22 protein-coding genes are annotated in these 26,315 nt (G+C 59.1%); 14 read left to right on the forward strand and 8 right to left on the reverse strand.

Annotation, left to right across the window (positions count from 1 at the left end; genetic code table 11):
- Positions 1 to 222: 222 nt before the first annotated feature.
- The 5 genes from ACTM86_RS07965 to ACTM86_RS07985 all read right to left on the reverse strand — a co-directional run bounded on the left by ACTM86_RS07965 (position 223) and on the right by ACTM86_RS07985 (position 6,150).
- The gene (locus ACTM86_RS07965; RefSeq protein ID WP_441016964.1) at positions 223 to 1,488 is read right to left on the reverse strand and encodes a hypothetical protein; all 1,266 of its coding nucleotides are present in this window, start codon (positions 1,486 to 1,488) and stop codon (positions 223 to 225) included.
- Positions 1,489 to 1,614: 126 nt separating this feature from the next.
- A complete protein-coding gene (locus ACTM86_RS07970; protein ID WP_117743463.1) occupies positions 1,615 to 1,830 on the reverse strand; it encodes a hypothetical protein in 216 nt (71 codons plus the stop codon).
- A gap of 154 nt (positions 1,831 to 1,984) precedes the next feature.
- On the reverse strand, positions 1,985 to 2,308 hold the full coding sequence (locus ACTM86_RS07975) for a hypothetical protein (protein ID WP_117734898.1): 324 nt from the start codon (positions 2,306 to 2,308) through the stop codon (positions 1,985 to 1,987).
- A gap of 361 nt (positions 2,309 to 2,669) precedes the next feature.
- Entirely contained in the window at positions 2,670 to 4,208 is a 1,539-nt protein-coding gene (locus tag ACTM86_RS07980; protein ID WP_441016970.1) for an ATP-binding cassette domain-containing protein, read from the reverse strand.
- 1,192 nt (positions 4,209 to 5,400) lie between these two features.
- Positions 5,401 to 6,150 carry a MurR/RpiR family transcriptional regulator gene (locus ACTM86_RS07985; RefSeq protein WP_117757480.1) on the reverse strand — a complete coding sequence of 250 codons (750 nt, stop codon included), beginning with the start codon at positions 6,148 to 6,150 and terminating at the stop codon, positions 5,401 to 5,403.
- Between the two features lie 298 nt (positions 6,151 to 6,448).
- On the opposite strand from ACTM86_RS07985, the gene ACTM86_RS07990 reads away from it, so the two are divergent.
- Together ACTM86_RS07990 and ACTM86_RS07995 are read left to right on the forward strand one after the other, a co-directional pair.
- Entirely contained in the window at positions 6,449 to 7,774 is a 1,326-nt protein-coding gene (locus ACTM86_RS07990) for a 6-phospho-alpha-glucosidase (RefSeq protein WP_089573127.1), read from the forward strand.
- 82 nt (positions 7,775 to 7,856) lie between these two features.
- Entirely contained in the window at positions 7,857 to 9,419 is a 1,563-nt protein-coding gene (locus ACTM86_RS07995; protein WP_427794056.1) for a PTS transporter subunit EIIC, read from the forward strand.
- Positions 9,420 to 9,616: 197 nt separating this feature from the next.
- Here ACTM86_RS07995 and ACTM86_RS08000 read toward each other — a convergent pair whose 3' ends face one another.
- On the reverse strand, positions 9,617 to 9,760 hold the full coding sequence (locus ACTM86_RS08000) for a hypothetical protein (protein ID WP_441016973.1): 144 nt from the start codon (positions 9,758 to 9,760) through the stop codon (positions 9,617 to 9,619).
- Positions 9,754 to 9,948: a hypothetical protein gene (locus tag ACTM86_RS08005; protein ID WP_441016976.1), complete on the reverse strand. Its 195-nt coding sequence runs from the start codon at positions 9,946 to 9,948 to the stop codon at positions 9,754 to 9,756. The genes ACTM86_RS08000 and ACTM86_RS08005 overlap by 7 nt, the downstream gene beginning before the upstream one ends.
- 115 nt (positions 9,949 to 10,063) lie before the next feature.
- On the opposite strand from ACTM86_RS08005, the gene ACTM86_RS08010 reads away from it, so the two are divergent.
- From ACTM86_RS08010 to ACTM86_RS08040, 7 genes are all read left to right on the forward strand, one after another.
- Positions 10,064 to 11,380: an ATP-binding protein gene (locus ACTM86_RS08010; RefSeq protein WP_441016979.1), complete on the forward strand. Its 1,317-nt coding sequence runs from the start codon at positions 10,064 to 10,066 to the stop codon at positions 11,378 to 11,380.
- 125 nt (positions 11,381 to 11,505) lie between these two features.
- Entirely contained in the window at positions 11,506 to 12,372 is an 867-nt protein-coding gene (locus ACTM86_RS08015; protein WP_154518349.1) for a hypothetical protein, read from the forward strand.
- A gap of 114 nt (positions 12,373 to 12,486) precedes the next feature.
- Positions 12,487 to 13,380: an aldose 1-epimerase family protein gene (locus tag ACTM86_RS08020; protein WP_427719707.1), complete on the forward strand. Its 894-nt coding sequence runs from the start codon at positions 12,487 to 12,489 to the stop codon at positions 13,378 to 13,380.
- Positions 13,381 to 13,719: 339 nt separating this feature from the next.
- Positions 13,720 to 14,646 (forward strand): transporter substrate-binding domain-containing protein, encoded by a 927-nt coding sequence (locus tag ACTM86_RS08025; protein ID WP_441016985.1) that lies wholly within the window; start codon positions 13,720 to 13,722, stop codon positions 14,644 to 14,646.
- A 9-nt stretch (positions 14,647 to 14,655) separates the two neighbouring features.
- On the forward strand, positions 14,656 to 15,804 hold the full coding sequence (locus ACTM86_RS08030; RefSeq protein ID WP_441016988.1) for an amino acid ABC transporter permease: 1,149 nt from the start codon (positions 14,656 to 14,658) through the stop codon (positions 15,802 to 15,804).
- Between the two features lie 22 nt (positions 15,805 to 15,826).
- Positions 15,827 to 16,612: an amino acid ABC transporter ATP-binding protein gene (locus tag ACTM86_RS08035; RefSeq protein ID WP_441016991.1), complete on the forward strand. Its 786-nt coding sequence runs from the start codon at positions 15,827 to 15,829 to the stop codon at positions 16,610 to 16,612.
- A gap of 72 nt (positions 16,613 to 16,684) precedes the next feature.
- Complete coding sequence (locus ACTM86_RS08040) at positions 16,685 to 18,112, forward strand: M20/M25/M40 family metallo-hydrolase (protein WP_441016994.1); 1,428 nt, start codon at positions 16,685 to 16,687, stop codon at positions 18,110 to 18,112.
- A 333-nt stretch (positions 18,113 to 18,445) separates the two neighbouring features.
- Here the strand turns inward: ACTM86_RS08040 and ACTM86_RS08045 are convergent, their stop codons facing one another.
- The gene (locus ACTM86_RS08045) at positions 18,446 to 19,738 is read right to left on the reverse strand and encodes an IS30 family transposase (RefSeq protein WP_441016997.1); all 1,293 of its coding nucleotides are present in this window, start codon (positions 19,736 to 19,738) and stop codon (positions 18,446 to 18,448) included.
- A 323-nt stretch (positions 19,739 to 20,061) separates the two neighbouring features.
- Between ACTM86_RS08045 and prfA the strand changes: the two genes are divergently transcribed.
- From prfA to upp, 5 genes are all read left to right on the forward strand, one after another.
- The gene (prfA, locus tag ACTM86_RS08050) at positions 20,062 to 21,129 is read left to right on the forward strand and encodes a peptide chain release factor 1 (protein WP_154518366.1); all 1,068 of its coding nucleotides are present in this window, start codon (positions 20,062 to 20,064) and stop codon (positions 21,127 to 21,129) included.
- 628 nt (positions 21,130 to 21,757) lie between these two features.
- On the forward strand, positions 21,758 to 23,008 hold the full coding sequence (locus tag ACTM86_RS08055) for a N5-glutamine methyltransferase family protein (RefSeq protein ID WP_441017000.1): 1,251 nt from the start codon (positions 21,758 to 21,760) through the stop codon (positions 23,006 to 23,008).
- A gap of 209 nt (positions 23,009 to 23,217) precedes the next feature.
- Complete coding sequence (locus ACTM86_RS08060; protein WP_229770733.1) at positions 23,218 to 24,021, forward strand: L-threonylcarbamoyladenylate synthase; 804 nt, start codon at positions 23,218 to 23,220, stop codon at positions 24,019 to 24,021.
- Positions 23,975 to 25,516: a glycerol kinase GlpK gene (gene glpK / locus ACTM86_RS08065; protein WP_154518372.1), complete on the forward strand. Its 1,542-nt coding sequence runs from the start codon at positions 23,975 to 23,977 to the stop codon at positions 25,514 to 25,516. Before ACTM86_RS08060 ends, glpK begins: the two co-directional genes overlap by 47 nt.
- Positions 25,517 to 25,639: 123 nt before the next feature.
- Positions 25,640 to 26,287, forward strand: a complete 648-nt coding sequence (gene upp, locus ACTM86_RS08070) for a uracil phosphoribosyltransferase (RefSeq protein WP_040359658.1) — start codon at positions 25,640 to 25,642, stop codon at positions 26,285 to 26,287.
- Positions 26,288 to 26,315 lie beyond the last annotated feature (28 nt).

A 26,315-nucleotide genomic window follows, 5' to 3' on the forward strand; every position in this document is an offset into this window, starting at 1 on the left:
CCGATACAATACGGAGAGGCGCAGCGATGCGCTCGGCGGCCGCACGCCGGCCGAGTTCCGCGCCGCGCTGGGAAGGGCCGCGTAACGGTCCAAGAAATCGTCCGCAGTCCCGGGTGCGCCTTGGGATAACAAGCTCCCCAAGGCGCATAAATGAGCAGAATTTCAAGTAATGGAACAATCGACGGGGTCCGCTTTTGCTGCGCGAAGCGGACCCCGCGGTGGTTATTCTCTGAAGTACAGGTCAAGGAGCCGCCCAAGCTCGCGGTACACGGGGAAGTCCATGATCGGAAAATGCACAAAGCCGATGCGGTCGTGCGCCCCGTCCGTACTGCTGAACCAAGCGTCGCCCGGGGAGAAGGTGCGAGGTGCACCGAGGTCGAGCAGGCGTTCCGCGCCCCATATGAGCCGCGCCTCGGGAAGCGTCGGCTTGAAGAGGACGCGGGTGCTGCACGCCGAGCGCAGCATCGACGGCAAGCCCCCCTCCTCAACAGACGCCTCGGCGATCGAGATGATGGCGTAGCAGCCCGCGCTCGCCCCCATCGTTACGATGCGCTTCACCAGCCCATCAAACGTCGCGAGGCAGTAATCGGGGTCCTCCTTGCTCGCGCGCTTGGGAAACAGCGTGCGGAGTGCCACGTACTCATCCATGAAGAGAAGCGAAACGTGAAGCCTCGCATCCCACCAGTGCACGGCGTCTCCCGTCTCTGTCGACCTGTCGTTGAGGAAGCTCTGTCGCTCTTTGATGCTGTCGGCGAACCGTGATAACGCAGACAGGATTGCGCGAGCGTCCCTGTCAGCATTCAGTGAAACCACGCGAGGAAGTCGGGAGGGCTCGGCCTGCTTGGGGTCTATGATGAGGACTTGCGATCCGTGTCCGTCAGGACCAGCCAACAGGGCTTGGAGCAAGAGGGCGATCACGCCCGTGGTCTTTCCAGCGATGAGCATGGAACCGGAGGTGCGGAGGTCGATGCTCGTGCCGTTTTGAACGCGGAATTCGTAGGCGTTCGCCGGGCACAAATCCTCGACACGCGATGCCTTGATCTCTCGATGCAACGTCACATCTTCAAGGAAGAAGGTCACTTGATTGCATGCGACGTCTGCTTCGGCAAGTACGACGGCGTAGCGGGAGAACCTTCCGCGAAGTCGGGAGCTAATGCTAGGTCCCATCTTCGATATTTCTTCTGCCGTTGAGGATGAGGTTGAGATGGCGAGCTCGAACTGTCCAGGAGCCGTCTCTTTGCAAGAGATGTCGGGAAGAAGCTCGCCTTCTCGCAGGTGTAGAGGATTCCCGTAACGTGGATCAAAGAGCCCCTTCCTAATGCGTGCATGCAACCGTGTTGATTCAGATAGCATGACGTAATGTGTGATCCCTCCCGCAAACAACATGGTCCCAGCGAGGCTAAGAGTGGCCGCTGCGGAGGTAAGGTTGCCGCCAAACGCCATCACCGTACTGGGCTCTATGGCGATGGGCGCAAGAATGGTGTTCACGAATAGCCCGATGCAATAAACGCACGCGGCGACCGCAAATAAAGCGACCCCCAGCACACAAAGCTTTGCGCTGGGGGTCGAATACACGATCGCCGGTGCGCCACTGGAGTAACGCACCACAATCACCTAGCCCTTCGCGGGGATGACGGTAATGCCGTCCGCCGTGATGGACAACTGGTTGCGATAATCACCGTAAACCTTTGCGACCACGCCGGTGGGAATGACGTGCTGATTGACGGGAATCTCGATATCGTTCGAAACCTTGATGGAAAGCTTCTCGAAACGATTGCTGACCACCTCGCCTTCGTTTTGGTGATACTGCGTGTTATCGGTTGTGATCACCACGTCGATCTTGGTGCCGCGATGCTCTTTGGTGTTTTAATCAACCCATTTACCACCTCCGACACAAAGGAAACGCTTGCCTTTCGCAAAAGCTTCCCAATCGAACTTCATAAACTGATTCAATTTCCTCATACTCGAACTCCTCTCAATCCAATTATTTGCTGACTCCGCGTTGCGGCTCGCCGTGGACATCGAGATAGAGGCGCAGGACGTTGCGCAAGATCTCCTCGACATTTCTTGTTGCGGCATGAAGATCATCGTCCCCAAACATTGCCCCATGGAGCTTCGTGTGGGCACAAAGAATCTGGCGATACATGACGCGAGAGAACATCTCTTCGGCCTTCAGGGCATGTCGAACAGCTCGTTCAGAACAAGTCGGCATGCTCGCCGAAGACTCCTTTATAGACGACATTGCCGTACTGGTTGTTGAGATGGAGCCGCATTCAAACGGTCCGCGCATGATCTTCGGTCGGGTCATACACACCTCTTTCCTAAAATTGGATATTACCGACGATTCGTCAACCGTCATCGAGCACTCGGTGAGCACATCATGCCATAAGCTTCTGAGCTGGGATTATTTCGCAAGGACCTGTCGTTCTCGACGTCCTCTGATGAGAAGAAGTGGGGCGTAATGATGACAAAGTATTCAATCACGGAACAAACACAATTTAATAATCACCCAGATGGGGCAAATATGGACATCCAGATATTGAATCGTCGGTATCGTTGGTGTCGCTGAGCCTTCAGGCTGAGGGGGATGGGCCATTTGCGCTGAGTTGCTTGCAAAACGGGGGAGGGGATATCAGAAGAAGGCGGCTTGCAGAAGACATGCCTGAGCGCTAGAGGAGGGGCTGACCAATAGTGTGCTCCTCTTCTGGGGCCAAATCCAAGCGGAGGGGGCATGAGGCCGAGAGGAACTGCTCGTCATGGCTCACCAAAACAAGCGCGCCGGGAAAGGCGGAAAGCGCTCGCTCGAGTGCCTCCACCGAGTGCAGGTCCAGGTGATTCGTGGGTTCGTCCATGACGATGATTTCGGGGGCATCTAGTATACCGCGGGCGAGCATGAGCTTCCGCAGCTCCCCCGGGCTGATGTTCTCGCCGGACAATATTCGTTCGGGATCCGAATTGAGTTGCGCAACGATCGAAAGCAGGGCTCCACGTTCGGCTTGGGGCAGGTCCTTGATTTCCGAGAGGAATTCAATTGAGGATGAATCGTCGACTTCCTGAGGGATATACAGCGTGCGAATGTCCAATCCCGTGGCCTTGCGGCCTTCCAATATCTCCAGGATATGCTTGACCAGTGTTGTTTTCCCCGCTCCGTTGGGGCCGCTTATGCCCAGATGATCGGTATTTCCCAGATAAATCTCGGGAACCCGCAAAGATTGCCTCGGGCCGCACGGTATGCGATCTGAGCTGACGTGAATCAGTGTTTTGCGCGGGCTGGGTTGCGCTTCCATCCACAAGGTGCTTTCGTAGCGCTTTTCGACATGGTGGGCGTCGACGGCGGCTTGCGCGCGCTGGATTCGGGAGTCCATGCGCGAAGCGAGCTTGCCCGCAACGCCGTCTCTGCCAGTGAGAATGGCGAGTTTGATTCGTGCTTTCGCGTCGTGATCCTTCGGATCGACATGACGGGCGCTTCTCTTGGATGCGGACCGTGAGGCGTTTTCAACGCGCCTGATATACTCAGCCTTCATGCGCTTTTCTTCGGATCGCGCAATCGATTTGGCCCGCGCCGCGCTTTCGCGCTCCAGATTCGCCTGCGAGCGAGCTTGGGAGTAGTTGCCGGGGCGCATGGTGACGTGCCCCGACTCAAAGCACAGGCAGTCATTTGCCAAGGAGTCGAGCAACGCACGGTCGTGCGAGACGAGGAGGCCAATACCCTTGTACTCGGCGAGTGCTTTGCAAATCTGCCTTCTGCATTCTGCGTCCACATGGTTAGTCGGTTCATCCATTGCCAGAAGATCGGGATTCTGCCAAAGCGCGACGGCTATTTGAATTTTCTTCTGCTCGCCACCGGAGAGCTCGGAAAAACGCCAGAGCATATCATCGGTGATGCGGAGCATCCTTCTGAGGTGCGTGGTCGCCGGGGCGAAGTCGCACGCAAAATCGAAGAGCATGGGCGGTTCGACTCCGGCTTCTTGCGCGCAATATGCGGAGACGAGACGCGGTGAAACGACGCCGCGATCTGGAATCAGAAGTCCGCACGCAATGCGGACGAAAGTTGATTTCCCGCACCCGTTGTCTCCGACGATGCCGTGCCAGCCGGGGGCAAATGTCGCCGACACGTTGTCGAGTGCGGGCATTGCGCTGCCAGGATATGCATAAGTAATATGGGAAAGAACGAGGGTGGTGGAGCTGTTCAAATTGGTTCTTGACATTGTGCCTCCTCGGCATGGGAGGCCGCGTTTTGCCGCATATGCTCTGATTGGCTCGTTCCGACCAACGTGAACGCCCGTCGACTCGAGTCAAGCTGAAAGAAAATGAGTCGACGGCAATGCTCGCAAAGGTAGTGTTTAGGATATACGAGGATCAGTGAAAAGACGATACGACAAATGTGCAGCCAGATTTATTCTTGGATAGATGGCAATTTGCAAATTGGCGTCGATATGTATCGTCTACAGCTTCACGAATCCTTTTCCTTTCCGGGGCGCTGGCTTGGCATATGGGCCTGCGCTGAATTCTTCCGTAGAGTCTAACAAAGCAATAATGCGGACGCAAGGAGGCGTTGCGTCTGAAAGCACGCCATTGCGTTGGACGCTTGAAGGGGTTTGCAAGTCGATTGAAAGAATACTAGTGCATCCGCTTCTTGTAACTAGCATGCGATGGTGGGCGTCGTTGTTAGCGCCGGGCGATTTTAGCCGCTAATAGTCAACCGATTTTGACCAATCCCGGTCACCGAATAATGGCCACCGTGCCTCCCCGCCGCCACTACGCTGGTGGCGCCAACACGCCGCCCTCGACAGGCTGCTCGACAAGGCGTCGGTGTTCGTGATGCGGGGCCCGAGCTACCGCGGCAGGGGGCTCGACACGTACTCGGTGGAGGCCGTCCCCCAGGCGGTGAAGGTGAGGGGGATCCAGCCCGAGGGGATGTAGGAATGCGATAGGAAAGTCATAGATGCGGGCGTGTTGGCCAAAATGGGTCGGCCGGGATTGGTCAATCTCGGCCGACTATATTTGGCTAAATTTTTCCGACACTAACATCGTGAATGTTGAGCGAGGTCATCGACTTGATTTTTCTGGTGTTTGAGATATTAGCTTTCGCGATTTACCCTCCAAATTGCAGAGGTTTGAGACGACCGGAAAGGAATGCTTATGCTCGATTCTCCGTTCTTCAGCTACTGGGGAAAGGCGAAAGGAGTTGCTTTTCTCCATCACGGCAATATCGCATCGGGGCTCAAAGTCGTAAAAACGTCGTAAGGTACGCGATATGGTTCGCCGGGATCCTAACTAGCTAGGCATTTTTCTGAATCTGCAGATGTTCCCATGACAGATAAACAGTACGCGTTGCATAGGGCGATACCTTTCATATAGAAGGCTGCTAAAGAGTCGAAGCCGGGCGCATACCAAGTTTTATTTCTTGGCCAGTTTGAAGTAGCGCTCAAATATCAATTCGAAAACGTAATAGAACATCAATCGACTGTCGAGGTCCATGCTGCCCAAGCGGATTTCTTTTTGCACGGTGTAGATAGGGTAGTCGGCTAGTTTCGAGAGGGAATTTCGAGAAAAGCCGGTGAGCGTGACAACCTTGCATCCGCGCGTTTTGGCTATCGATGTGGCGTCAATAGACACCTGCGTCTCGCCGCTTACGGAAACGCTGAAGACCAGGTCGTTTTTGCCGAGGAGTTCTGCGTAATGCCTCATGACGTGGCGTTCACTGAGCGTGTCGGTATTCTTGCCCATTATTTTGAGCTTTTCAGCCATCTCGAGGCACGGGTATTTCGAAAAGCCCGAGCAGAAGAAGACGATATGCGAGGCGTCCTGGATAAGACTCACAACCGAATCGATGACCCGGTCGTTAAGCAGATCTTTGGTCTGTACGAGCTGGGTATCAAGAGGAAGTGCCTCGATAGTGAATCGATTGCGATCGAGCGAGGCGGAATACGATTGTTTGAGCTCCGTAAACCCCGAGAAGCCAAGTTTATGGGCAAGCCTGACGATTGTATTGGGAGCGACGAAGAACCGTTCGGCAACGCTCTTAAGCGTGACATCGTCAATATCATCACGCAGCTCGATGATGTAGCGCATGATCTCGCTTTCGAGATCGTTGAGCTTGCTCTCGCCAGCTCGCACATGATCATAAAAAGATTCTTGATCTTTCATAAGATGTTTCAGCCCCTCGCACCTCGCCGTACATATGGTACCGCTTTGTGTAGCCAGGTGAGAAATCGGTAATCGGTCAAGATTGCCTATTGCCCATGAACTGGGCAAACGCGCGTGTCTGCCTACACATATCTGTGTCGTGAGCGAAATCATGTGTCCCCGTTTCGCATTGGCCCACACGGGGACTTGCAAATGACCTTATGTCGCAAAATACCAATCGAAACGAAGCAAGCCGAGGACAGCCGCGGAGCCCAAGGTCTTCGAGAACACCGATCAGCCAACCCTGGAGGGACGGAACATGAAGGATAAGCTCAATATTGTGATCGTTGGCGGCGGCTCCACGTGGTGCCCTGGCATTCTTAAAGCCCTGACCAAGCACATGGACATTCTGCCGCTGAACCGCGTGATGCTCTATGACATCGATGCCGAGCGCCAGCGTCCGATCGGCGAGTTTGGCAAGATTCTCTTCGCCGAGGAGGAGCCCGGTGTGGAGTTTGGTTACACCACCGATAAGGACGAGGCTTACACCGACGTCGACTTTGTGCTCTGCCAGATTCGTACCGGCGGCTACGAGATGCGTAGCAAGGACGAGAAGATTCCGCTGCATATGGGAATCATCGGCCAGGAAACGGTGGGCCCTGGCGGCATGGCTTACGGTATGCGCTCCATGCATGACATGGTTGAGATCGTCAACGACGTTCGCGCCCATAGCCCGGAGGCGTGGATTATCAATTACACCAATCCGGCTGCTATTGTGGCATATGGTCTCGAGCGCGTCCTGCCCGATGAGCATCGCGTTCTCAACATCTGCGACCAGCCTGTCAACCTCATGCGCTCTTACGGTCGCCTGCTCGGTCGCGATATGAGCAAGACGGAGCCTGTGTACTTTGGCCTCAATCACTTCGGTTGGTTCAAGCACATCTACGATGAAGAGGGCCATGACCTCGTCCCGCAGATTAAGGAGTACACGGAGAAGAACGGCTTCCTTCCTGCCGATGCCGAGCAGCGTGACCAGTCCTGGCTTGATACCTACGCCATGGTCAAGGATATGCTCGAGGACTTCCCCGACTATCTGCCCAACACTTATCTGCAGTACTATCTGTATCCCGAGTACAAGGTCGCTCACCTCGACCCCGACTACACTCGCTCCGACGAGGTTATCAACGGTCGCGAGAAGCGCGTGTTCGCCGAGTGCGAGCGTGTTGCCAAAGTCGGCACCGCAAAGAACTCCTCGGTTGTGCAGAACGATGCTCATGGCGATATGATCGTGGAAATCACCTCGGCCATTTATCGCAACACCAACAAGACCTTCATTGTCATCGTGCCCAACAACGGCATTATCGAGGGTATGCCCGATGACGCCATGGTCGAGGTCGCGGCAAGCGTGGGCGCCAATGGCCCGCAGCCCTATGCTGTTGGCAAGATTGGCACCTTCTATCGCGGTCTTATGGAGAACCAGTACGCCTATGAGCGCCTGACTGTTGAGGCTTGGATGGAGGGTTCCTACGAGAAGGCCCTGCAGGCACTCACGCTTAATCGTCTGGTCGGTGACGCAAAGAAGGCGCGTAAGGTGCTCGATAAGCTCATCGAGGCCAATAAGGATTACTGGCCGGAGCTTAAGTAGCTAGTTCCATAGCGTTTGATAACTGTTATGGGGCGTGTGGGTTGTAGAACTGCACGCCCCGTTTCTTTAAGAGGGGTATCCCATGAACAAAGATGAGCTGCTGGCAAAGTTCCAGCGCCTGGGCAAAGTCCTCATGACGCCTGTCCTGATCCTGCCAATCGCCGGCATCCTTCAGGGCTTTGGCAATGCCTTTACCAGCCCCACCCTTACGGCAGCTGTTCCCTGGCTTGCTGCTCCGGGCTTTGCGATTTTCTTTTCGATTCTTAAGGCCGCAGCCGGCATCGTTATGAGCAACATCCCGGTTATCTTCTCGATTTGCCTCGCCTATGGCTTCGCCAAGTCCGAGAAGGCTACCGCGGCGCTTTGTGGCTTTTTGGGCTACATGTGCATGAACTCCGTGATGGGCACGTTCCTTACGGCGACTGGCGTTATCGATCCCGCCAATCTTACGACGGGCCAGAGCACGATCCTCGGTATCACCACGCTCGACACGGGCGTTATCGGCGGTCTTCTGGTGGGTGCAATCGTCGCATGGCTGCATAACCGTTACTACAAGATTGAGCTGCCTGCCGTGTTCTCCATCTTCAACGGCACACGCTTTATCCCGGCGGTAACGCTGCTCTCATGCAGTGTCCTCGCATTGGTCATGTCCTTTGTTTTCCCGTTTATCCAGAACGCTCTCGGTGCGCTGTCCGAGTTCATCAAGACTACGGGTGCCTTTGGTGCATTTGTCTACGGCGCTGGCGAGCGCATGCTCCTGCCTTTTGGTCTGCATCACTTTGTCTATTTACCGTTCTTCTTCACGTCGCTCGGTGGCGTCGAGACCATCGACGGCCAGACCGTTCAGGGCGCTATCAATATCTACAACGCGATCCTGGGCTCTCCTAGCACGCCGTTTAACATCGAGGTCAGCCGTTTTGTCATGAACGGTAAGGTTATCTTCGCCATGTTCGGCCTGCCCGGTGCTGCACTCGCCTTCTACAAGACGGCGCTTCCCAAGAACAAGAAGAAGACCGCAGCGCTCATGATTGCCATCGTGGTGCCTTGCATCCTCTCCGGCATTACCGAGCCGCTCGAGTACTCCTTCCTGTTTATCGCGCCCATCCTCTACGTGTTCCACGCTCTCATGGCTGGTCTTGCCTATGCGCTGACCTATATCCTGCAGTTCAACGTGGCCGGCTCCGCATCCTTTGGCGGCCCGCTCTTGTCGTTGATCTTTAACGGCATTATGGGTGCAGCCAAGGGCTCCAACTGGCAGGTTATCCTGTTCCTCGGCCCCATCTACTTCGTGGTGTACTACTTCGTCTTCAAGTTCATCATTCTTAAGAAGGATCTAAAGACCCCTGGCCGTGAGGAAGAGTCTGGCGATGAGGCCGAAAAGGCTCCCAAGACCGTGATCAGCGACCTCATTCCCGCCATCGTTGAGGCAGTGGGCGGCGACAACAACATTAAGTCTGTCGAGGCCTGCTTCACCCGTCTGCGCATCCAGCTCAATGACTGTGACAAGGTGGTTGATGACGCCGAGTTTACCGAAAAGCTCGAAGCGCGTGGCATCGTGCATGTTAACGGCGGCGTGCAGATTGTCTACGGCAACATGGCATCTAACTACGCAACCCAGATGCGCGAGCTGCTGGGTATGGAGTAAACGCCCCACATATCTATAAAATCCAGGATAAAAGGCGGCGGCAGACAATGTGTCTGCCGCCGCCTTTGAGTTGCCCCACGCGCATTTCGTGTATTTGAAATACACGAAATTGCACTGTTGGAGCTTGCAGGCGGATAGACACTACTCGTATGGGACGGTTTTCACCGGTTGCTTGCCACCTTGGACTATGTTCGCCCCTATGCCTGCATCCGGGGCTGTGTTGATTGATGACGGCGTTCCCAGCGGGCGAGCTTAATCGTCACCAGCGTGAGCGCCCAGGCCACAAGCGAGAACGCGGCGCCCACTGCGCCTACGTACGCAATGCCAATGTTGCTTACCACGGCTCCGCCCACTGCGGTGCCAAACGTGATGCCGACGCTAAACCCATGGGCTTAACCGAGCTTGCGAGTACCATCGACTTGGGATGGCGGCGGCGTGCCACGTCCATGAAGTGCGTGAAGCATGACACCGAGAACAGGCACATGAGCAGCGCCAAGCTAATGTGACAAAGGGGCAGTCCGTTTGTCACATTCCATGCCTTATAAACTTGCAAATTCTGCAAGTTTCTAAGGTAACATCTTATAAACTTGCAAAAAATGCAAGTTTATAAGATTTCATGTCTGGTCGGGCGCTAGGGAGACTCTATGGATATCGTTCGCCGAAGCCGTTATCTTGATCGACTCATTGCTTTTCAGGATACCGACCTCATCAAAATCGTGACGGGCATACGCCGTTGTGGCAAATCAACGTTATTGGACATGATGAGGGACTATCTGGCGCAACAGGGGGTGCCAGCCGAGCGTTTGCTGACCTTTAAGATGGAATCTCTAGAGTACGCGGGAATTACGGATTATCTGACGTTTTATCGTATGGTTCGGGAGCGCATCGACGGCATCGATCATCCCTACCTGTTCTTTGACGAGCTCCAGAATGTCGAAGGTTGGGAAAAGGCGGTCAACTCGCTCCGAGTGGATTTGCCGTGCGATATCTATGTCACGGGCTCCAATGCCTTTTTGCTATCGAGCGAGCTCGCAACGCTTATCTCGGGCCGATATGTCGAGGTCAAGATGCAGCCTCTCACGTTTGGCGAATATCTTGATTTTCGCTCGATTGATGCGGTCGCCGCTGAAGGGCTTGGTGAGAGGGTCGAACTTGTTTCCAAGACGGGCGATCGCCTTAATTCAAATACCGTGCTTGAGCAGTACATAACCTATGGCGGCATGCCGTTTCTGGCCCATGATGAGCCGAGACGTGAGCTGTGTCGCGACTATATCCGTAGCCTCTACCAGACGATCGTCGCGCGCGATATCCTGTCGCGTGTGACGCGTAGGGGTCGCGGAGCTATCACCAAGCGCGATGTTCTCGAGCGGCTCTGTGCGTATCTGACAGACAACATCTCCAACCAAACCTCGGTCAACAAAATCGTAGGGACGCTCAACGAATCAGCGGGCGGTAAGACCAACGCATCGACGGTGTCGGCATATATTGACGCTCTGGAAGAGACGTACCTGTTTACCAAAGTAAAAAGGTATGACATCAAGGGGCGGGAGCTTCTTAAGACAGGCGGTAAATATTACATAGCTGATACGGGAATTCGCAGCTATCTTGACGGATATAGAGGTAGCGATAGCGGAAGGATGCTCGAGAACGTTATCTACAACCAGCTTGTCTTTGAAGGATACGAAGTGTTTTGCGGCCATCTACGCGCGGGGGAAATCGACTTTGTCGCAATCGGCGAGGGATCAGACCGCAAATATATCCAGGTTACCGAACGGATCGATGCCGAGGCGACGAGGGAACGCGAGCTGCGACCGCTCAAGCTAAGCACGCTAGGAAAAATTCCTGATTCGTATGAGAAGATCCTGATTGTCAGGGATGGCGACCATCCAACGGACATCGATGGCATCAGAATCGTGGGGGCAGTCGACTTCTTGTTGAGAAATAAGATTACCCGCGGCTAAACGTAAACAGATCCGTTTCGATGCGACAAAGGAGCAGTCCTTTTCGCATTCCGTGCGAGCCCTCGTGCCGTCTGGGGGTATAAGGCTAGCAAGTGTTTATTTGCGAGGCCTAAGGGGCGCCCCGTATGGATATCGATAACTTTGAATGGTGGTATAGCGAGGGCGAGGTTCCGGACGAGGAGTGGGACGAGCCCGCGCCGCATGACGTGTCGAGCGACGAGGACGAGAGCGGCGACGATGCCGTCGAGACGGATGCCGCTTCCGACTCGGCCGAACCCCTAACCTTTGAACAGGCCTGGGCCCAGGCTGAGGCCGACGAGGCAAAGGCCGACGCCACGGCCACACTGGGTGAGCCGGCCGACATGTCCATCTCGCCGGCAAGGACCCCACAGCCGCGTCACACTATCGACCCCGACAGCACGGCATCCTTTAGCATTCTCGACGTGCCCGCGCAGGGCGCCCAGGCGCCTGCGCCCACGCATCGCCCCGATCTGGCTCGCGAGGAAGGCGCGGGCCGGCGCTCTCCGCTCGGCCCCATCCTCATCGCCTTCATGGCCGGCGTTATCGCCTGCTCGGCAATCGGCAGCGTTTGGAGCCATGTTGAGCAGCAGCGCCAAGACGCCGCCAAGGTCGAGATCTCCGTCGAACAATCGCTCAGCCGTACGCGCTCGGTGCATGTGTCGGTCGAGGTCAAGGACGGCGCGACGTGGGATACCGCGCGCGGCGACAGCCAGATGCTCATCCATATCGTGGGCCGTACGCTCAAGGGACAAGCGATCGACGAGCACCAATACGTCAATTCCGAAGGTGACGGTATCGAGCTCAAGCCCGGCGACTACGAACTTACGGTCGATGAGCCACCTGTCGCCACCGACGGCACGCGTTTTCGTGCCTCGAAAAGAATGGTTCCCGCGAGCTTTAACTCGCGGGCGCCCGATACGGTCGACACCACCTCGCAGGGCGGGTTTGACCTTTACGTGGATACCCAGTAGGCGCTCGCCGCCCATTTCCGCTATGGCTACTCAATAATCGCCTGCCGTCCCGTCCCGCCGCCAAGAGTGGGACAATAGTCCTCGACACTATTGTTTACTTTTGGAGGAAGTAGCATGTCTACCGTCACTACCATCAGGCGCGGCGGCCTCACCGCGGCCATCGATTCCATGGGCGCCCAGCTCACGAGCCTTGCCCTCAACGGCAACGAGTATCTGTGGCAGGGCGATCCCGCTTTTTGGGGCAAGCATGCGCCCATCCTGTTCCCCATTGTGGGCTCGCTGCGCAACAACACGGCGACGTCTGCGGCCGGCAGCTGCGAGATGGCGCGCCATGGCATCGCGCGTATCGTGGAGCACAAGCTGGTCGAGGTGTCGGAGGACGGTTCGTCCGTCACCTACGAGATCACCGATACGCCCGAGTCGCTCAAGGCCTTCCCGTTCCACTTTAAGCTCAATATGACCTATGCCCTGACTGGCGACGCCACTCTTACGCAGACCTTTGCCGTCACCAACACCGGCGACGTGGACCTGCCGTTTTCGGTGGGCGGCCACCCCGCATTTAACGTGCCCGTTCCCGGTGCCGAGGACGAGGCATTCGAGGATTACGAGCTGGCGTTTACCGAGGCTTGGACTAACGAGGCCCCCATCATCACGCCCGATGGCCTTATGACGTTCGAGGGAAGCTACAAGGCTCCCGATAACTCGGACGTGCTGCCCATCACACACCGTAGCTTCGACAACGACGCCATCATGTTCACCGATACCCCGGGCTCCACGCTCACGCTGCGCAGTCGCAAGTCGGGCCACGGCGTCAAGATTGACTTTGAGGGCTTTAAGTACATTGGCGTGTGGTCTGCCGCCAACGACGCCCCGTTCGTGGCGCTCGAGCCTTGGACCGGACATACCACCATGGACACCGAGGACGACGTCTTCGAGCACAAGGTCAACACCATCACCTTGGCTCCCGGCGCCACCGACAAGCGCGCCTTCGAGGTTACGCTGCTCTAGAGGTTCCGCCGTTCTAACGAACGGCGGACCGGTCGACGCTGCGCGCCACCCAGAGCGACAATTTGTCATTCAAAAGGCAAGGCATGACCAGAAGGTCTATGCCTTGCCTTTTTCATGCCAACTTGTTCGCTCTGGGTGGCGCTCGCTGGCATTGCCGAATCATCGACGTCCCCAACGACTGTCCCCGATGACTACTTGTTTGACCAGTCGTTTAAGAACGTCCCCAACGGCTACCAATCGTTTTCTGTTTGTTAATTTGTATATATGCATCTGCTGGAGGTAACGCTGAGCGGTATCCTGTTAAGTCGTTAGCATACGATTCAACAGGGAAGGCAGATTATGCATTCTCCCCATCAGCGCGACGTGCGTCCACAGCCGGTGTGCAGCCGTCGCATCTTCTTGGGTAGCGCTCTTGCCGCGAGCGCTTCCGTCGTCGCCGGCGCGCTCGCCGGCTGTCAGCGCCCGTCCACGCTCAAGGTGGTTCAGCCCACGACGGGCGGCGGTCGCGACGACCTGTCCGATTCCGTGATCGGCAAGGATAAGATTCGCATCGGCATGGAGGCGGCCTACGCCCCGTACAACTGGCAGGTTTCCGAAGCCAGTGAGTACACCATCCCCATCGACAACGTACAAGGCGCCTATGCCGATGGCTACGACGTGCAGATCGCCAAGATTGTCTGCAAGGCCCTCGGTGGCGAGCCCGTTGCCGTCAAGCAGAGCTTCTCGGGCCTTATCGATTCGCTCAACAACGGCCAGATCGACCTCATCATCGCCGGTATGAGCGCCACGCCCGAGCGTGAGGAGTCGGTCGGCTTCTCCGACCCGTACTTTATTGGCTACTTCGGCCTGTTCGTAAAAGAGGGTTCCCCCTACCAAAACGCCACCAAGCTCAGTGACTTCAGCGGCGCCACGGTGCTCGGCCAAAAGGACACCATGCTCGATACCGTCATCGACGAGATCCCGGGCGTCGTTCACAAAAACCCGGTCGACTCCGTCCCCACGGTGTTCTCGAACCTGCTGCAGGGCACCTGCGACGCCGTGACGTACAACACCGAAAACGAAAAGGGCTACATGGCCCAAAATCCCGGTATCGTCCCCATTCATTTTGCCGAGGGCGAGGGCTTTAAGCAGGAGGTCGCGGCAAACGTCGGCTGCCGCAAGGGCTCGGACAAGCTGCTTAAGCTCATCGACAAGACGCTCAAGGGCGTCAGCCAGGAGGAGCGCGACCAGATGTGGGACGCGTGCCTCGACCGTCAGCCGGCATAGGGAGGCAGCATGAAAGCCATCAATCGTCTGGTCTCCTTTATCAAAGCCGACCATCGTTATGTGTACCTGGGCACGAGCGTCATCGCGGCGCTCGGACTGGCGTTTAGCCAGCGCAACCCCACGCCGCTGAGCTTCCTGGCCCCCACGGGCGTGTTCCAAGATTGCCTTTGGGCGATCCTGTGGGCGTGGCTCGTCGTGTCGGCGGCGGCGCTGGTCACCAAGCTTATGCACTGGAGCGACTATCGCGAAAAATCGCCGTTCGCATCCGAGCGTTTCCGTCGTGGAGCACGCTTGGGCAGCTATGTCGTGGTCGCCATCGCGGTGGTCTTTTTCGTGGATCGCTGCGTCATGTCGTTTATCGACTTGGTGCAGGTGAGCATTGTCTCGGATTCCAACCCCAGCGACTTTTTGTCGAGCCTGGTCTATATGACCTACAAGAGCGGCGACTTCTTTATCCGCGGCATCGAGATTACCATCGCACTTGCGACCTTCGGTACCGTTATCGCCTTTTTCCTGGCACTGCTCTTTGTGTTTTTGCGCATTCAGACCTTCGATCGCGTGGACAACGACCTGGTGCGCTTCTTTAAGAGCATCGGCCGCGGCTTTACGACCGTCTACTCCACCATCGTGCGCGGTACGCCCATGATGGTCCAGGGCCTGCTCATCTATTACGCGGGCTTCACCGTTTTGCGCGGCATGGGCTTCGAGACCGCCCAGGCCAACCAGATTTGGAGTACCTTTACCGCCGGCCTCGTCACCATCTCGCTCAACTCCACCGCCTACATGATGGAGGTCCTGCGCGGCGGCATCGAGTCCATCGATCCCGGTCAGGCCGAGGCGGCGCGCTCGCTGGGTCTGTCGCAGTGGCAGGCTATGCGTAAAGTCGTGTTTCCCCAGGGCATTAAAAACGCGATTCCGGCGCTCACCAACGAGCTCATCATCAACATCAAGGACTCGTCGGTGCTCTCGGTCATCGGCGTGTTCGACCTCATGTACGCCACAACCACCGTCGCCGGCGTGTACTACCGCCAGATGGAGGTCTACTGCGTGGCACTCGTGGTCTACCTAATCCTGACGCTCGTGGCGAGCCGCCTGCTCGAGGCCTTTGGCAAAAAGCTCGGCGCCGAGGCCCCGGCCACGCTGCCCAGCTCCAACTAGGCTCAAGACGAGGAGAATCATCATGGCAGATACCGCCACTACCGGCGCTGCGGCCGCCGCACAGACCAATGAGCCGCTCATCCGCGTCGAGGGCCTGCACAAGAGCTTCGGCTCGCTCGAGGTGCTCAAGGGCATCGACCTGTCCGTTAACCCCGGCGAGGTCGTTACCATTATCGGCGCTTCGGGTTCGGGCAAATCGACCTTTCTGCGCTGCCTCAACCTGCTCGAGACCCCGGACGCGGGCCATATCTGGTTCCATGGCCAGGACCTCACGGCCGAGCGCTGCAACATTAACAAGCTGCGTGAGGACATCGGCATGGTGTTCCAGGGCTTCAACCTGTTTAACAACATGGACGTGCTCGATAACTGCACGCTTGCGCCCGTCACGCTCAAAAAGATGAGCAAGGCCGAGGCCGAAAAGGTCGCGCTGGAGCATCTGACGAGCGTGGGACTCGAAAAGTTCGCGCACGCCGCCGTGGGTCGCCTGTCCGGTGGTCAAAAGCAGCGCGTGGCCATCGCTCGTGCCCTATGCATGAATCCGCAGATCATGCTGTTCGACGAGCCGACCTCCGCACTCGACCCCGAGATCGTGGGAGAGGTGCTCGAGGTCATGCGCAAGCTCGCTGCCGACGGCATGACCATGGTCGTCGTCACGCACGAGATGGCCTTTGCCCGCACCGTGTCCGATCGCGTGGTCTTTATGGACAAGGGCTTGGTCCTCGAGGACGCCGCGCCGGCGGAGCTCTTTGGCAACCCCAAGCACCAGCGTACCCGCGAGTTCCTCTCGCGCTATCTCGAGGACAAATAACCAACCGCAAATGTTTGCATGGCAGGGCCGTTCCGGTGGGGCGGCCCTCGTCATCACAATCGAAAGGATGTCATGGCCGAGGTTTGGCGCTTCTTTGCGCATGAGGATGATTTTGCCGATTTGGACGAAGTTGGCGCGTGCGAGCGCCTGGGGCGCGTGCTGTCGTTTCCGACCGTTTCGAGTATGGATGCCGAGGCGGTGAACTGGCAGCCGTTCGATGACCTGCGCGCCTATATGCAGCAGGCGTGGCCACATGTGTTCGCGGCGGGCGAGGTCGAACTCATCGACCACTCGCTGCTGGTGACACTTGGCGGTTCCGACCCTGCCCTCAAGCCCGTTATGCTCATGGGCCACATGGACGTGGTTCCCGTGGTGCCCGGCACCGAGGCCGACTGGACGCATGCCCCCTTTAGCGGTCACGTGGATGACACCTACATTTGGGGTCGCGGCGCTATCGACATGAAAGACCAGGTCGCAGGTATTCTCGAGGCGGTTGAGTATGCGTTGGTGCACGGCTGGGAGCACGAGCGGACGCTGCTGCTCGCCTTTGGCCAGGACGAGGAGACCACGCAGTATGGAGCGGGGGCCATCGGCCGCGTGCTCGAGGAGCGCGGCGTTGAACTTGAATACCTGATCGACGAGGGTGACTACCGTATTGTTTCGGCTGCCGAGTACGGCGCGGGCGAGGGGTGGCTTATGCATGCCGACCTTGCCGAGAAGGGCTATGCCGATATCGTGCTCAAGACGAAGAGCGAAGGCGGACATTCGTCCAACCCCTACGGCGGCACATCGCTCGAGGTATTGAGCCGCGCTATCGCCGCAATCTGCGATATCGAGTGGCCGACGCGCGTGACCGATCTGCTTGCCGCGCAGCTTGTCGAGTTGGGGCTCTACACGGCGGATGAGATTGCCGCCAACGGAGGCGTCATTGTTCGCGACTGCCTCGCCAGCAACAAGCTCTATCCGCTCGTGACCACTACCTGTGCGCCCACGCAGATTGAGGGCGGCAGCACTGGCGCCAACGTGATGCCGCAGGATATGTGGGCCAATATTAACTTCCGCATGCTCGAGGGCACGGGCGTGGCTGATGTTGTTGACCGTTGCCGCGAGGCCGTTGCCGCTGCGGGCCTTACCGGGCGCGTGGAGGTCGAACTTGGCCCCGGCAGCTCAGAACCTTCGCCGTCCCCACGTGTTGGCGGACCGGGGCTCGAGGCCGTTCGCACTATTGCCGCCCGCTACTTTCGTGATCAAAAGGGGGCGGAGGAAAACGTACCGAATGCGGCGGGCGGGGCTGCTGTCGGCATTGTGCCCTCAACTGTGATCGGTGCCACCGATGCGGCTAACTATCAGCGTATTTGCTCTGAATGCATTCGCTTTTCGGCGTTTGTGGTCGACGATGACGAGTGCGATCGCGGTGTCCACGGCACCAACGAGCGCATTACCCGCCGTGCCTACCTCCAAGGTGTCCACTTTTTCATCGCTCTGCTTCAAACGCTCTAGAATGTGACAAAGCGACAGTCCCTTTGTTAGCCGTTGTAGTCGTTGGGGACGTTCTTAAACGACTCGTCGTTAAGGAACGTCCCCAACGACTACGTCCACTCATTCCGGGTTGATTTCCGATCTCAACCGAACACATTGAGCTGATGGCACGCTCCCGCAGTTAACCGAACGTCCCCGCGGCCCCTCTCGGGCCCCGGGGGCGCCATTTTCCCAGTTGAAGGAATGGTGGAGATGTGTTTCGATGGGTCCGGTGGCCATGCCCCGCCCGCCGCCCGGCACCTCTTCCCAGACTCAGCCGGACGGTCGGTCCGTCTATTCCGTTTTTCTCCTAGGCTAGGCCAGCGGGGCATCGCCCCTCTCTGCGCGCGCCCTCTCGATGAGCCCCGGCGTCAGGTCGAGGTCGCCGAGCGGCACGTCCCCCACGCCGTAGGCGTCCAGCAGCGCCGCCGCGTCCTCCCCGAGCATCGCCCTGAAGGCGCGCGCGGGCGTCGCGAAGCCGAGCGCGCCGCGGGGCTCGGAGTTCACGTGCGACATGGCCAGCGCCAGGTCGGCCGGGACGAGCCGGTCGAACCTGATTCCGGCGCCCTTGGGCAGCAGCTTCCTGATCTCGACGTGGTTGCGCTCGCAGGCGCCCTTCTGGTCGCTGCGCCTGGGGTCGCAGTAGAACAGCCTCGTCTCGCCCGGCCCCTCGCCGAGCAGCGCCGCGATCGCCGCCTCGTCGGAGAACTCGGCGCCGTTGTCGGTGAGGACGGCGCGGAACACGCGGCGCGTCCCGTCGGCGCCGAGGATGGCCCGGACGCCCTCCAGGGCGTCCGCGACGCACCCGGCGGTCTTCTCCTCCAGCGGCAGCGCGAGCTGGAGCCTGCTGGGGCGGTGCAGCAGCGTGAGCAGGCAGGCGGAGTCCTCCCGGGCCCCCTCGACGGTGTCCATCTCCCAGGCCGCGGCGCACGCGCCCTCCCCGAGGGCGAGGAACGCGGCATGCGACCTGCGGGCGGAGTGGCGGGTCGCCGCCCGGCCCGCGGCGCGCTTCCTCGGCCTGTAGCCGACCTTGCGCCTGAGCTCCATGTTGGTCATGCCGTCGTAGCCCGCCGAGACCCAGCGGTAGATGGTCGACGGCGACAGGTCCACCGGGCCGCCGTTGCGCGCCGCCATCTGCTCGGGCGACAGCCCCCGGCGCAGGCAGTCCCTTATCGCCTCCAGCCTGGCCGCCGCGGCGGGCTCGTCGGCGTCTATCCCGCGCCTGGACGAGACGAGGACCGAGTCGGCGCACAGCTGCGCGGCCCGGGCCTCGTAGAAGACGTGGGGGCGGCGCTTGCAGCCGATCGCGCGGTACCGGCCGCAGCCGTTGCAGCATCGCGGCCACGCCGCCAGGCGCGGGCAGGCCGCCGACAGGTCGGCGGAGGCGTCCACGCGCTCGCCGCGCCTGGCCTTCGGCGCCGTCACGAACCTGTGCGACGCCACCTCGGCGCTCACCGTCGAGGGCGACCTGCCCAGCTCCCTCGCGATCTCCCTGCACGACGCCCTGCGCTCCAGCATCCTCTGGACCGTGTCCCGCTCGTGCCTCGTGAGCCTTCCGTAGGCCCTCGGGACCGCCCTTGCGGAGCCGCTCTTCTTCTTTCCGGACATGCCGTCCTCCGATCTCCCGGGGCCGGCCGATCCGGCCCTCAGGGTATCGGGTTCCCACATTCATCCGCACATGTACGGATGAATGTGGGAGGTGTTCGGATAAAGTCGATAATCAAGGTCCACTCATTCCGTGCGGGTTATATGCAGGTTTGCCTGCGCACGCTATCATATATGGGTTAGACCGCAACTATGTACCCTATACGCGAAGGGATGCGCATGTATCTGAAAATCGACATGTTCTAGCTGGGCTTACCCCGCAACGGCGCCATGCGCCCCATCAATTCCGCCGATTTTCACCTTCACGCATATAAAGGAGTTCCGCCATGCGCGACAAGCTCGAAAAGATCATCAAGGCCTACGAGGAGCTCGAGAAGAAGCTTTCCGACCCGGCCGTCGCCTCCGACATCAAGGAGTTCACGCGTCTCAACAAGGAGTACGCGCACCAGTCCGACCTCATTGCCGCTGCGCGCGAGTACATCGGCGCGCTCGACGACATCGAGGCTGCCAAAGAAATGCTCCGTGACACTACCGATGCCGACGAGAAGGAGATGCTCCAGATGGACATCTCCGAGAACGAGGACAAGCTTCCCCAGCTCGAGGAAGACATCAAGTACATGCTCATCCCGAGTGACCCCAATGACGACAAGAACACCATCGTCGAGATTCGTTCCGCTGCAGGTGGCGACGAGGCGGCCATTTTCGCCGGTGACTTGTACAAGATGTACCAACGCTTCTGCGAGTCGCGTGGCTGGAAGACCACCGTGCTCGACTCCAGCCCCAGCGAGGCCGGCGGTTTTAAGTCCATCGAGTTCAAGGTCGAGGGCGACCGTGTCTACTCCGTCATGAAGTTCGAGTCCGGCGTGCACCGTGTCCAGCGCGTTCCCAAGACCGAGTCCCAGGGCCGCATCCAGACCTCCACGGCAACTGTCGCCGTGCTTCCCGAGGCCGAGGAGATCGACGTTCAGATCAACCAGTCCGACCTGCGCATCGATACCTACTGTGCCTCCGGTCCTGGCGGTCAGTGCGTTAACACCACCTACTCCGCCGTGCGCATTACCCACCTGCCCACCAATACCGTGGTGCAGTCGCAGGAGCAGCGTTCCCAGATTCAAAACCGCGAGGTCTGCATGCAGATGCTGCGTGCCCGTCTGTACGAGATGGAACTCGAGAAGCAGCAGGCCGAGCTCGGCGCCGAGCGCCAGAGCCAGATTGGCCACGGAAACCGTTCCGAGAAGATCCGTACTTACAACCAGCCCCAGGACCGCGTGACCGACCACCGTATCGGTTTCAACTCCACCTACAACGGCGTCCTTCTGGGCGACCAACTCGGTGCCGTCATCGAGGCGCTTGCCGCCGCCGAGCGTGCCGAGAAGCTGGCACAGGCCGTATAAGTTACGGCGTTTTACCAAACGCCGTAACGGCTCGACGCTGCGCGGGCCGCACCTGTACAATCTGACGTTCAACTTCAAGGGCGCGACCAGAAGGTCAGCGCCCTTTCGTTCCACGTCACCTTGTCTCAAATGCGACCCGCTCGCTGTCCGTCCTCTACCTGCGGCGGGTAGTCATTGGGGACTTATGCTCAACCTGCGGCGCCTAGAGGTAGTCATTGGGGACGTTCTTAAATGACTAGGTTGGGTAAATCACTTTTCGAGTTTATTTAATCTACTTTGTTGGAAATTAAGCTGCCTGCCTGCTCAAAGTAATTAACAGCCTTCATCTGCAATTGAAAATACTGCTCGAAAAATCGTCCAAGAAGTCGCGGGGCCCTTTTTGGTGCGTCGCACGTCAAGTGATTTGGCAAGTTCTTGGTTAGATATTGGTTAGTTTTGGGGCAACCTTGCCAAAAGCTTGACGAATGCAAATCTAGACGTCGGCGAATGAACACTTTGAGCGAGCCCGGTGCAAAATTCTGGGCTGATTCTCGATAATCGCTTCCAATCGTCTCTCGCCGCGTGCCGCCCTCGCGTACAATCTGCTCCGACATTCGCGCGCCGCCCGGCGCTTAAGAGGGGAGGACCCATGGCAAACGAGATCTGGACCATCAGGCGTTGTCTCGAGTGGACCAAGGAGTACCTAGCCGAGCGCGGCGAAGAGCACCCCCGTCTTTCTGCCGAGTGGCTGTTGTGCGCCGCCACGGGCCTAGCGCGCATCGACTTATATATGCGTATGGACGACACGCTCGATGCAGCGCAGCTCGAGACCATGCACGCGGCGGTTGTCCGTCGCGCCAAGGGCGAGCCGCTGCAGTACATCACCGGCAGCACGCAGTTCCGCATGATCGACGTCGCGTGCGCCCCCGGCGTGCTCATTCCACGTCCCGAGACCGAGATGCTCGTCGAGGAAGTCCTCAATTATCTGGATGTCGAGGTTCTGAGCCCCGAAGCTGCCACCCGCCAGCGTGTAGAGTTGCCATGGAACGACGAGGTCGAGCAGGCGCGTAAAGCCGAAGTCGCATTGGCTGACGAACGCGCGACTGCCGAGCGCCGTGCCGCCAACCTCACGGCTGCCGATGAGGCGGCGTTGGGCGGAGACGTGCTGGGCAGCCGAGCTTATGCCGAGGAGCTGGCCGATCGTGAGGCCGAGGAAGCCGCCGCGCAGGCAGCTGAGGCCGAGACCGCGGAAGTCGCCGAGCCCGAGCTCGACGAATACGGCATTGCCATCGAAGGCGTCGAACAAGAGACGGCCCTAGTGCAGGATGCCGCCGCGTCTGTGCCTGCCGACCCCCGCATTGCCCGCGTTCTCGAGGTCGGCTGCGGCACGGGCTGCATTTCGCTCTCCCTTGCTTGGGAGCGTCGCGGCCATGTCGCCTGCACCGCTACCGATATCGAGCCGCGCGCCATCGACCTGGCCACCAAAAACCGCGATGCACTCGGGCTTACGTCCGATGAGGTCGCCTTCAGCCTCACGAACCTGGTGAGCTCTATCCCCCGCGAGGAGTGGGGCACCTTCGACGTGCTCGTTTCCAACCCGCCTTATATCCCGACTGACGTCATGCGCTCGCTGCCGCACGAGGTCAAGGACTTTGAGCCCGATTTGGCGCTCGAGGGCGGAGCCGATGGCCTTGATATCTTCCGCCGCCTGCTCAATGCGGCGCCCTATATGCTGCGCGCCGGCGGCCTGTTTGCCTGCGAGCTCTATGAGGGCGCCCTCGACGCTGCGGCCAAGCTCTGCCGCCAGGCGGGTCTTTCGGACGTACGCATCGTCCGTGACCTCACCGATCGTCCCCGCATCGTTCGAGCTATCGTCACCGAGCCCAAACAACGTCAGTAAAGTACGAAGCGCATTGGCGGCGCGGCGGCGGGAGCGCTGCGCCGGAAATGTAAAGAGGCTTGTCACGGCTCAATTACCCCTCACTTTCACCGACTGCTATAGCCGCTCACCAAACCAACATGCGCTGTGGACAAATAGGTTAAACGTTTCGTGCGAGAATGCCCCTCAGTAAACAAACTTTCACCAGAGCGTAAGGGGCTGGCATACACATGCAGACGGTCTATCGGGTATTCGAGGGAGCGCGCGAGCCGCATCGGCTCGCCGTCGAGCGTACGGCCGAGGTGCTCGGCCGTGGCGGCCTGGCCCTGATCCCAACCGAGACCGTCTATGGCGTCGCTGTGGCAGTCAACGCCTTCTCGGACGCCGTGCCCCAAGATACAAGCGAATCTCTGCCGTGGCCGCGCGATCCGCAGGCTGCCGTCAACGGCGCCGCGGTGCCCGCGCTCGGTACCGGCTACCGTCGCATCTTTACCCTCAAGCAGCGTGAGCTCACCCAAACGGTCGCCTGGCTGGTCGATGATGCCGAGGCCCTCGACCGCTACGGCGTGGATATCCCAGAAGAGGCACGCATACTTGCCCGACGATGCTGGCCGGGCGCCCTGACTATTGTGGTCAAGGCGGCTCCCTGCGTGCCGACCTTTATGCGTGCCGCCGACGACACGGTGGCTCTTCGCGCGTCGGCATCGCCCGTGGTACAGGCGCTCATCTGCACCTGTGGCAGCCCACTTGCCTGTACGAGCGCCAATACACACGGCGCGCCCGCGCCGGCAAGCTTTGCCGACGTTGAAGACCGCATTCTAGAAGGGGTCGACGTGGCCGTCGACGCGGGCGAGACGCCGTGCCGCGACGCTTCGACCATCGTGTCGTTCCAGCACGGCGGGCTCCAGATCCTGCGCCAAGGCGCACTTCCCGCGTCAGAGATTGAGCGGGTCCTGTCCGACCCGATGCAACAGAAAGGTGTAAGCGATGTCGTTGAATCTGGGCAGCCTGGGCATGGAAGATGCCTCGTTTGACTTTGGCGGTTCCTACATCATGGCGCTCGACTGCGGCACCACCTCGGTACTTGCGACCATCGTCGACGAGTACGGCTGCATTGTCGCCCAAGCGCGCCGCAGTGTCAAAACCAGCTTCCCGCGTCCCGGCTGGGTGGAGCAAGACCCCATGGCGGTCCTTGCCAGCCAGATTGCGGTCATGATGGAGGTTCAGTTTAAGAGCGGGATTCATTCCGATCGCATCGCCGCCATCGGTATCTCCAATCAGCGTGAGACCACGGTGGTCTGGGACCGCGTGAGCGGCCAGCCCATCTATAACGCCATCGTATGGCAGTGCCGTCGCACCGCGTCTCTGATCGATAATTTGGTTGAGCAGGGCGCAGAAGAGCTGGTGCGCTCCCGCACGGGGCTTACGCTCGACCCGTATTTCTCGGCCTCCAAGGTGCAGTGGATTCTCGACAACGTCGACGGCGCACGCGAGAGCGCGGCGGCGGGCGACCTCATGTTTGGCACCATCGACACCTGGCTCATCTACAACCTCACCGGCAGCCAGGTCTTTGCCACCGACTACACCAATGCCAGCCGCACGGCACTCTTTAATATCCATACGCTCGATTGGGACGACGACCTGCTGGCGCTCTTTGACGTTCCACGTTCCATGATGCCCGAGGTTCGCTGGAGCTCGGGCGACTACGGCCGCGTCGCGAGCGACATCATGACCAACATGCCACCCATCATGGGTGTGGCGGGCGACCAGCAGGCGTCGCTGTTCGGCCACTGCTGTTTCCATCCCGGCCAGACCAAAAACACCTATGGCACTGGTTGCTTTATGCTCATGAACACCGGCGACGAGGTCGTCGAATCCAAGAACGGTCTGGTCTCCACCATCGGTATCGCCGCGGACGGGAAGATCAGCTATGCACTCGAGGGTTCCATCTTTGCCGCCGGCTCCACCATGAACTGGCTTCGCAACAACATGGGCATCATCTCGAGCGTGAGCGAGTCTGCACAACTCGCCGCTTCGATTAACGACAACGAGGGCTGCTACTTCGTTCCCGCCTTTGCGGGTTTGGGCGCTCCCTGGTGGGACCCGCGTGCCCGCGGTATCGTGTGCGGTCTGACCGGCGCCTCGAGCCGTGCGACCATCGTACGTGCCGCCTGCGAATCCATGGCATATCAGAGCTACGACGTGCTGCGCGCCATGGAGCAGGACGTGGGGCTTTCGATCGAACGCCTGTCTGTCGATGGCGGCGCGTCGCGCAACGAGTTCATCATGCAATTCCAGGCCGACCTGCTGGATATCCCCGTGCTGCAATGCGAGACGGTGGAGACCACGGCAATCGGTGCCGCGTACTTGGCGGGCCTTGCCGTCGGCTATTGGGAAGACCTGGAAGAGCTGGAGCAAAATGCCCAGATCGTTAGGACCTTCCTTCCCCACATGTCCGCCGAGCGCCGCGAGCAAAACCTTGCGGGCTGGCGCGATGCGGTCAAGCGCTCGCTCAGTACCGCACAGTAGGGCTGCGACGGGCCACTCGATACAGCAAACCGCTAAACTTGTGTATGGCGCGCGGCGGCAACATCGCTGCGCGCCATGCCAGCAAGGTCGTTTTACGGCCGCAACGAAAGGGGCAATCAACTCATGACCGTTACCTACGATGCGTCCCGTGTGACGCTTGTCGATCACCCGCTCGTCCAGCACAAGCTGTCGATCCTGCGCGACAAAAACACCGGCACCAATCAGTTCCGCCAGCTCGTGCGCGAACTCGCGCTTTTTGACGGCTACGAGGCCATGCGCGACCTGCCTATGGAAGACGTCGAGGTCGAGACCCCCATCACTACCGCCACGTTCAAACAGCTCGCCGGCAAGAAACTCGCCATCGTGCCCATCCTGCGTGCGGGCCTTGGCATGGTCGACGGCATCCTCGACCTGGTGCCCTCCGCTCGCGTGGGACACATCGGTATGGAGCGCGACGAGGTTACCCACGAACCGCATGAGTATTACTGCAAGATGCCCAAGGATATCGACCAGCGCATCTGCCTGGTTGTCGACCCCATGCTCGCCACGGGCGGTTCGGCCGAGATGGCCATCAGCTACCTGCGCGAGCGCGGTGTCAAGGACATCCGCATGCTGTGCATCGTCGCGGCCCCCGAGGGCCTCAAGTCGCTGACCGAGAAGGACCCAGATGTGCATATCTATACCTGCGCCATCGACGACCATCTCAACGAGGCTGCCTACATCGTTCCCGGCCTCGGCGACGCCGGCGACCGCATCTACGGCACGCTCTAGTCGCTGGGCTAAGACGGCCGCGGCTGCA

The sequence above is a fragment of the Collinsella sp. HCP3S3_E11 genome (assembly GCF_052067375.1).
In the GTDB taxonomy this organism is placed as follows: domain Bacteria; phylum Actinomycetota; class Coriobacteriia; order Coriobacteriales; family Coriobacteriaceae; genus Collinsella.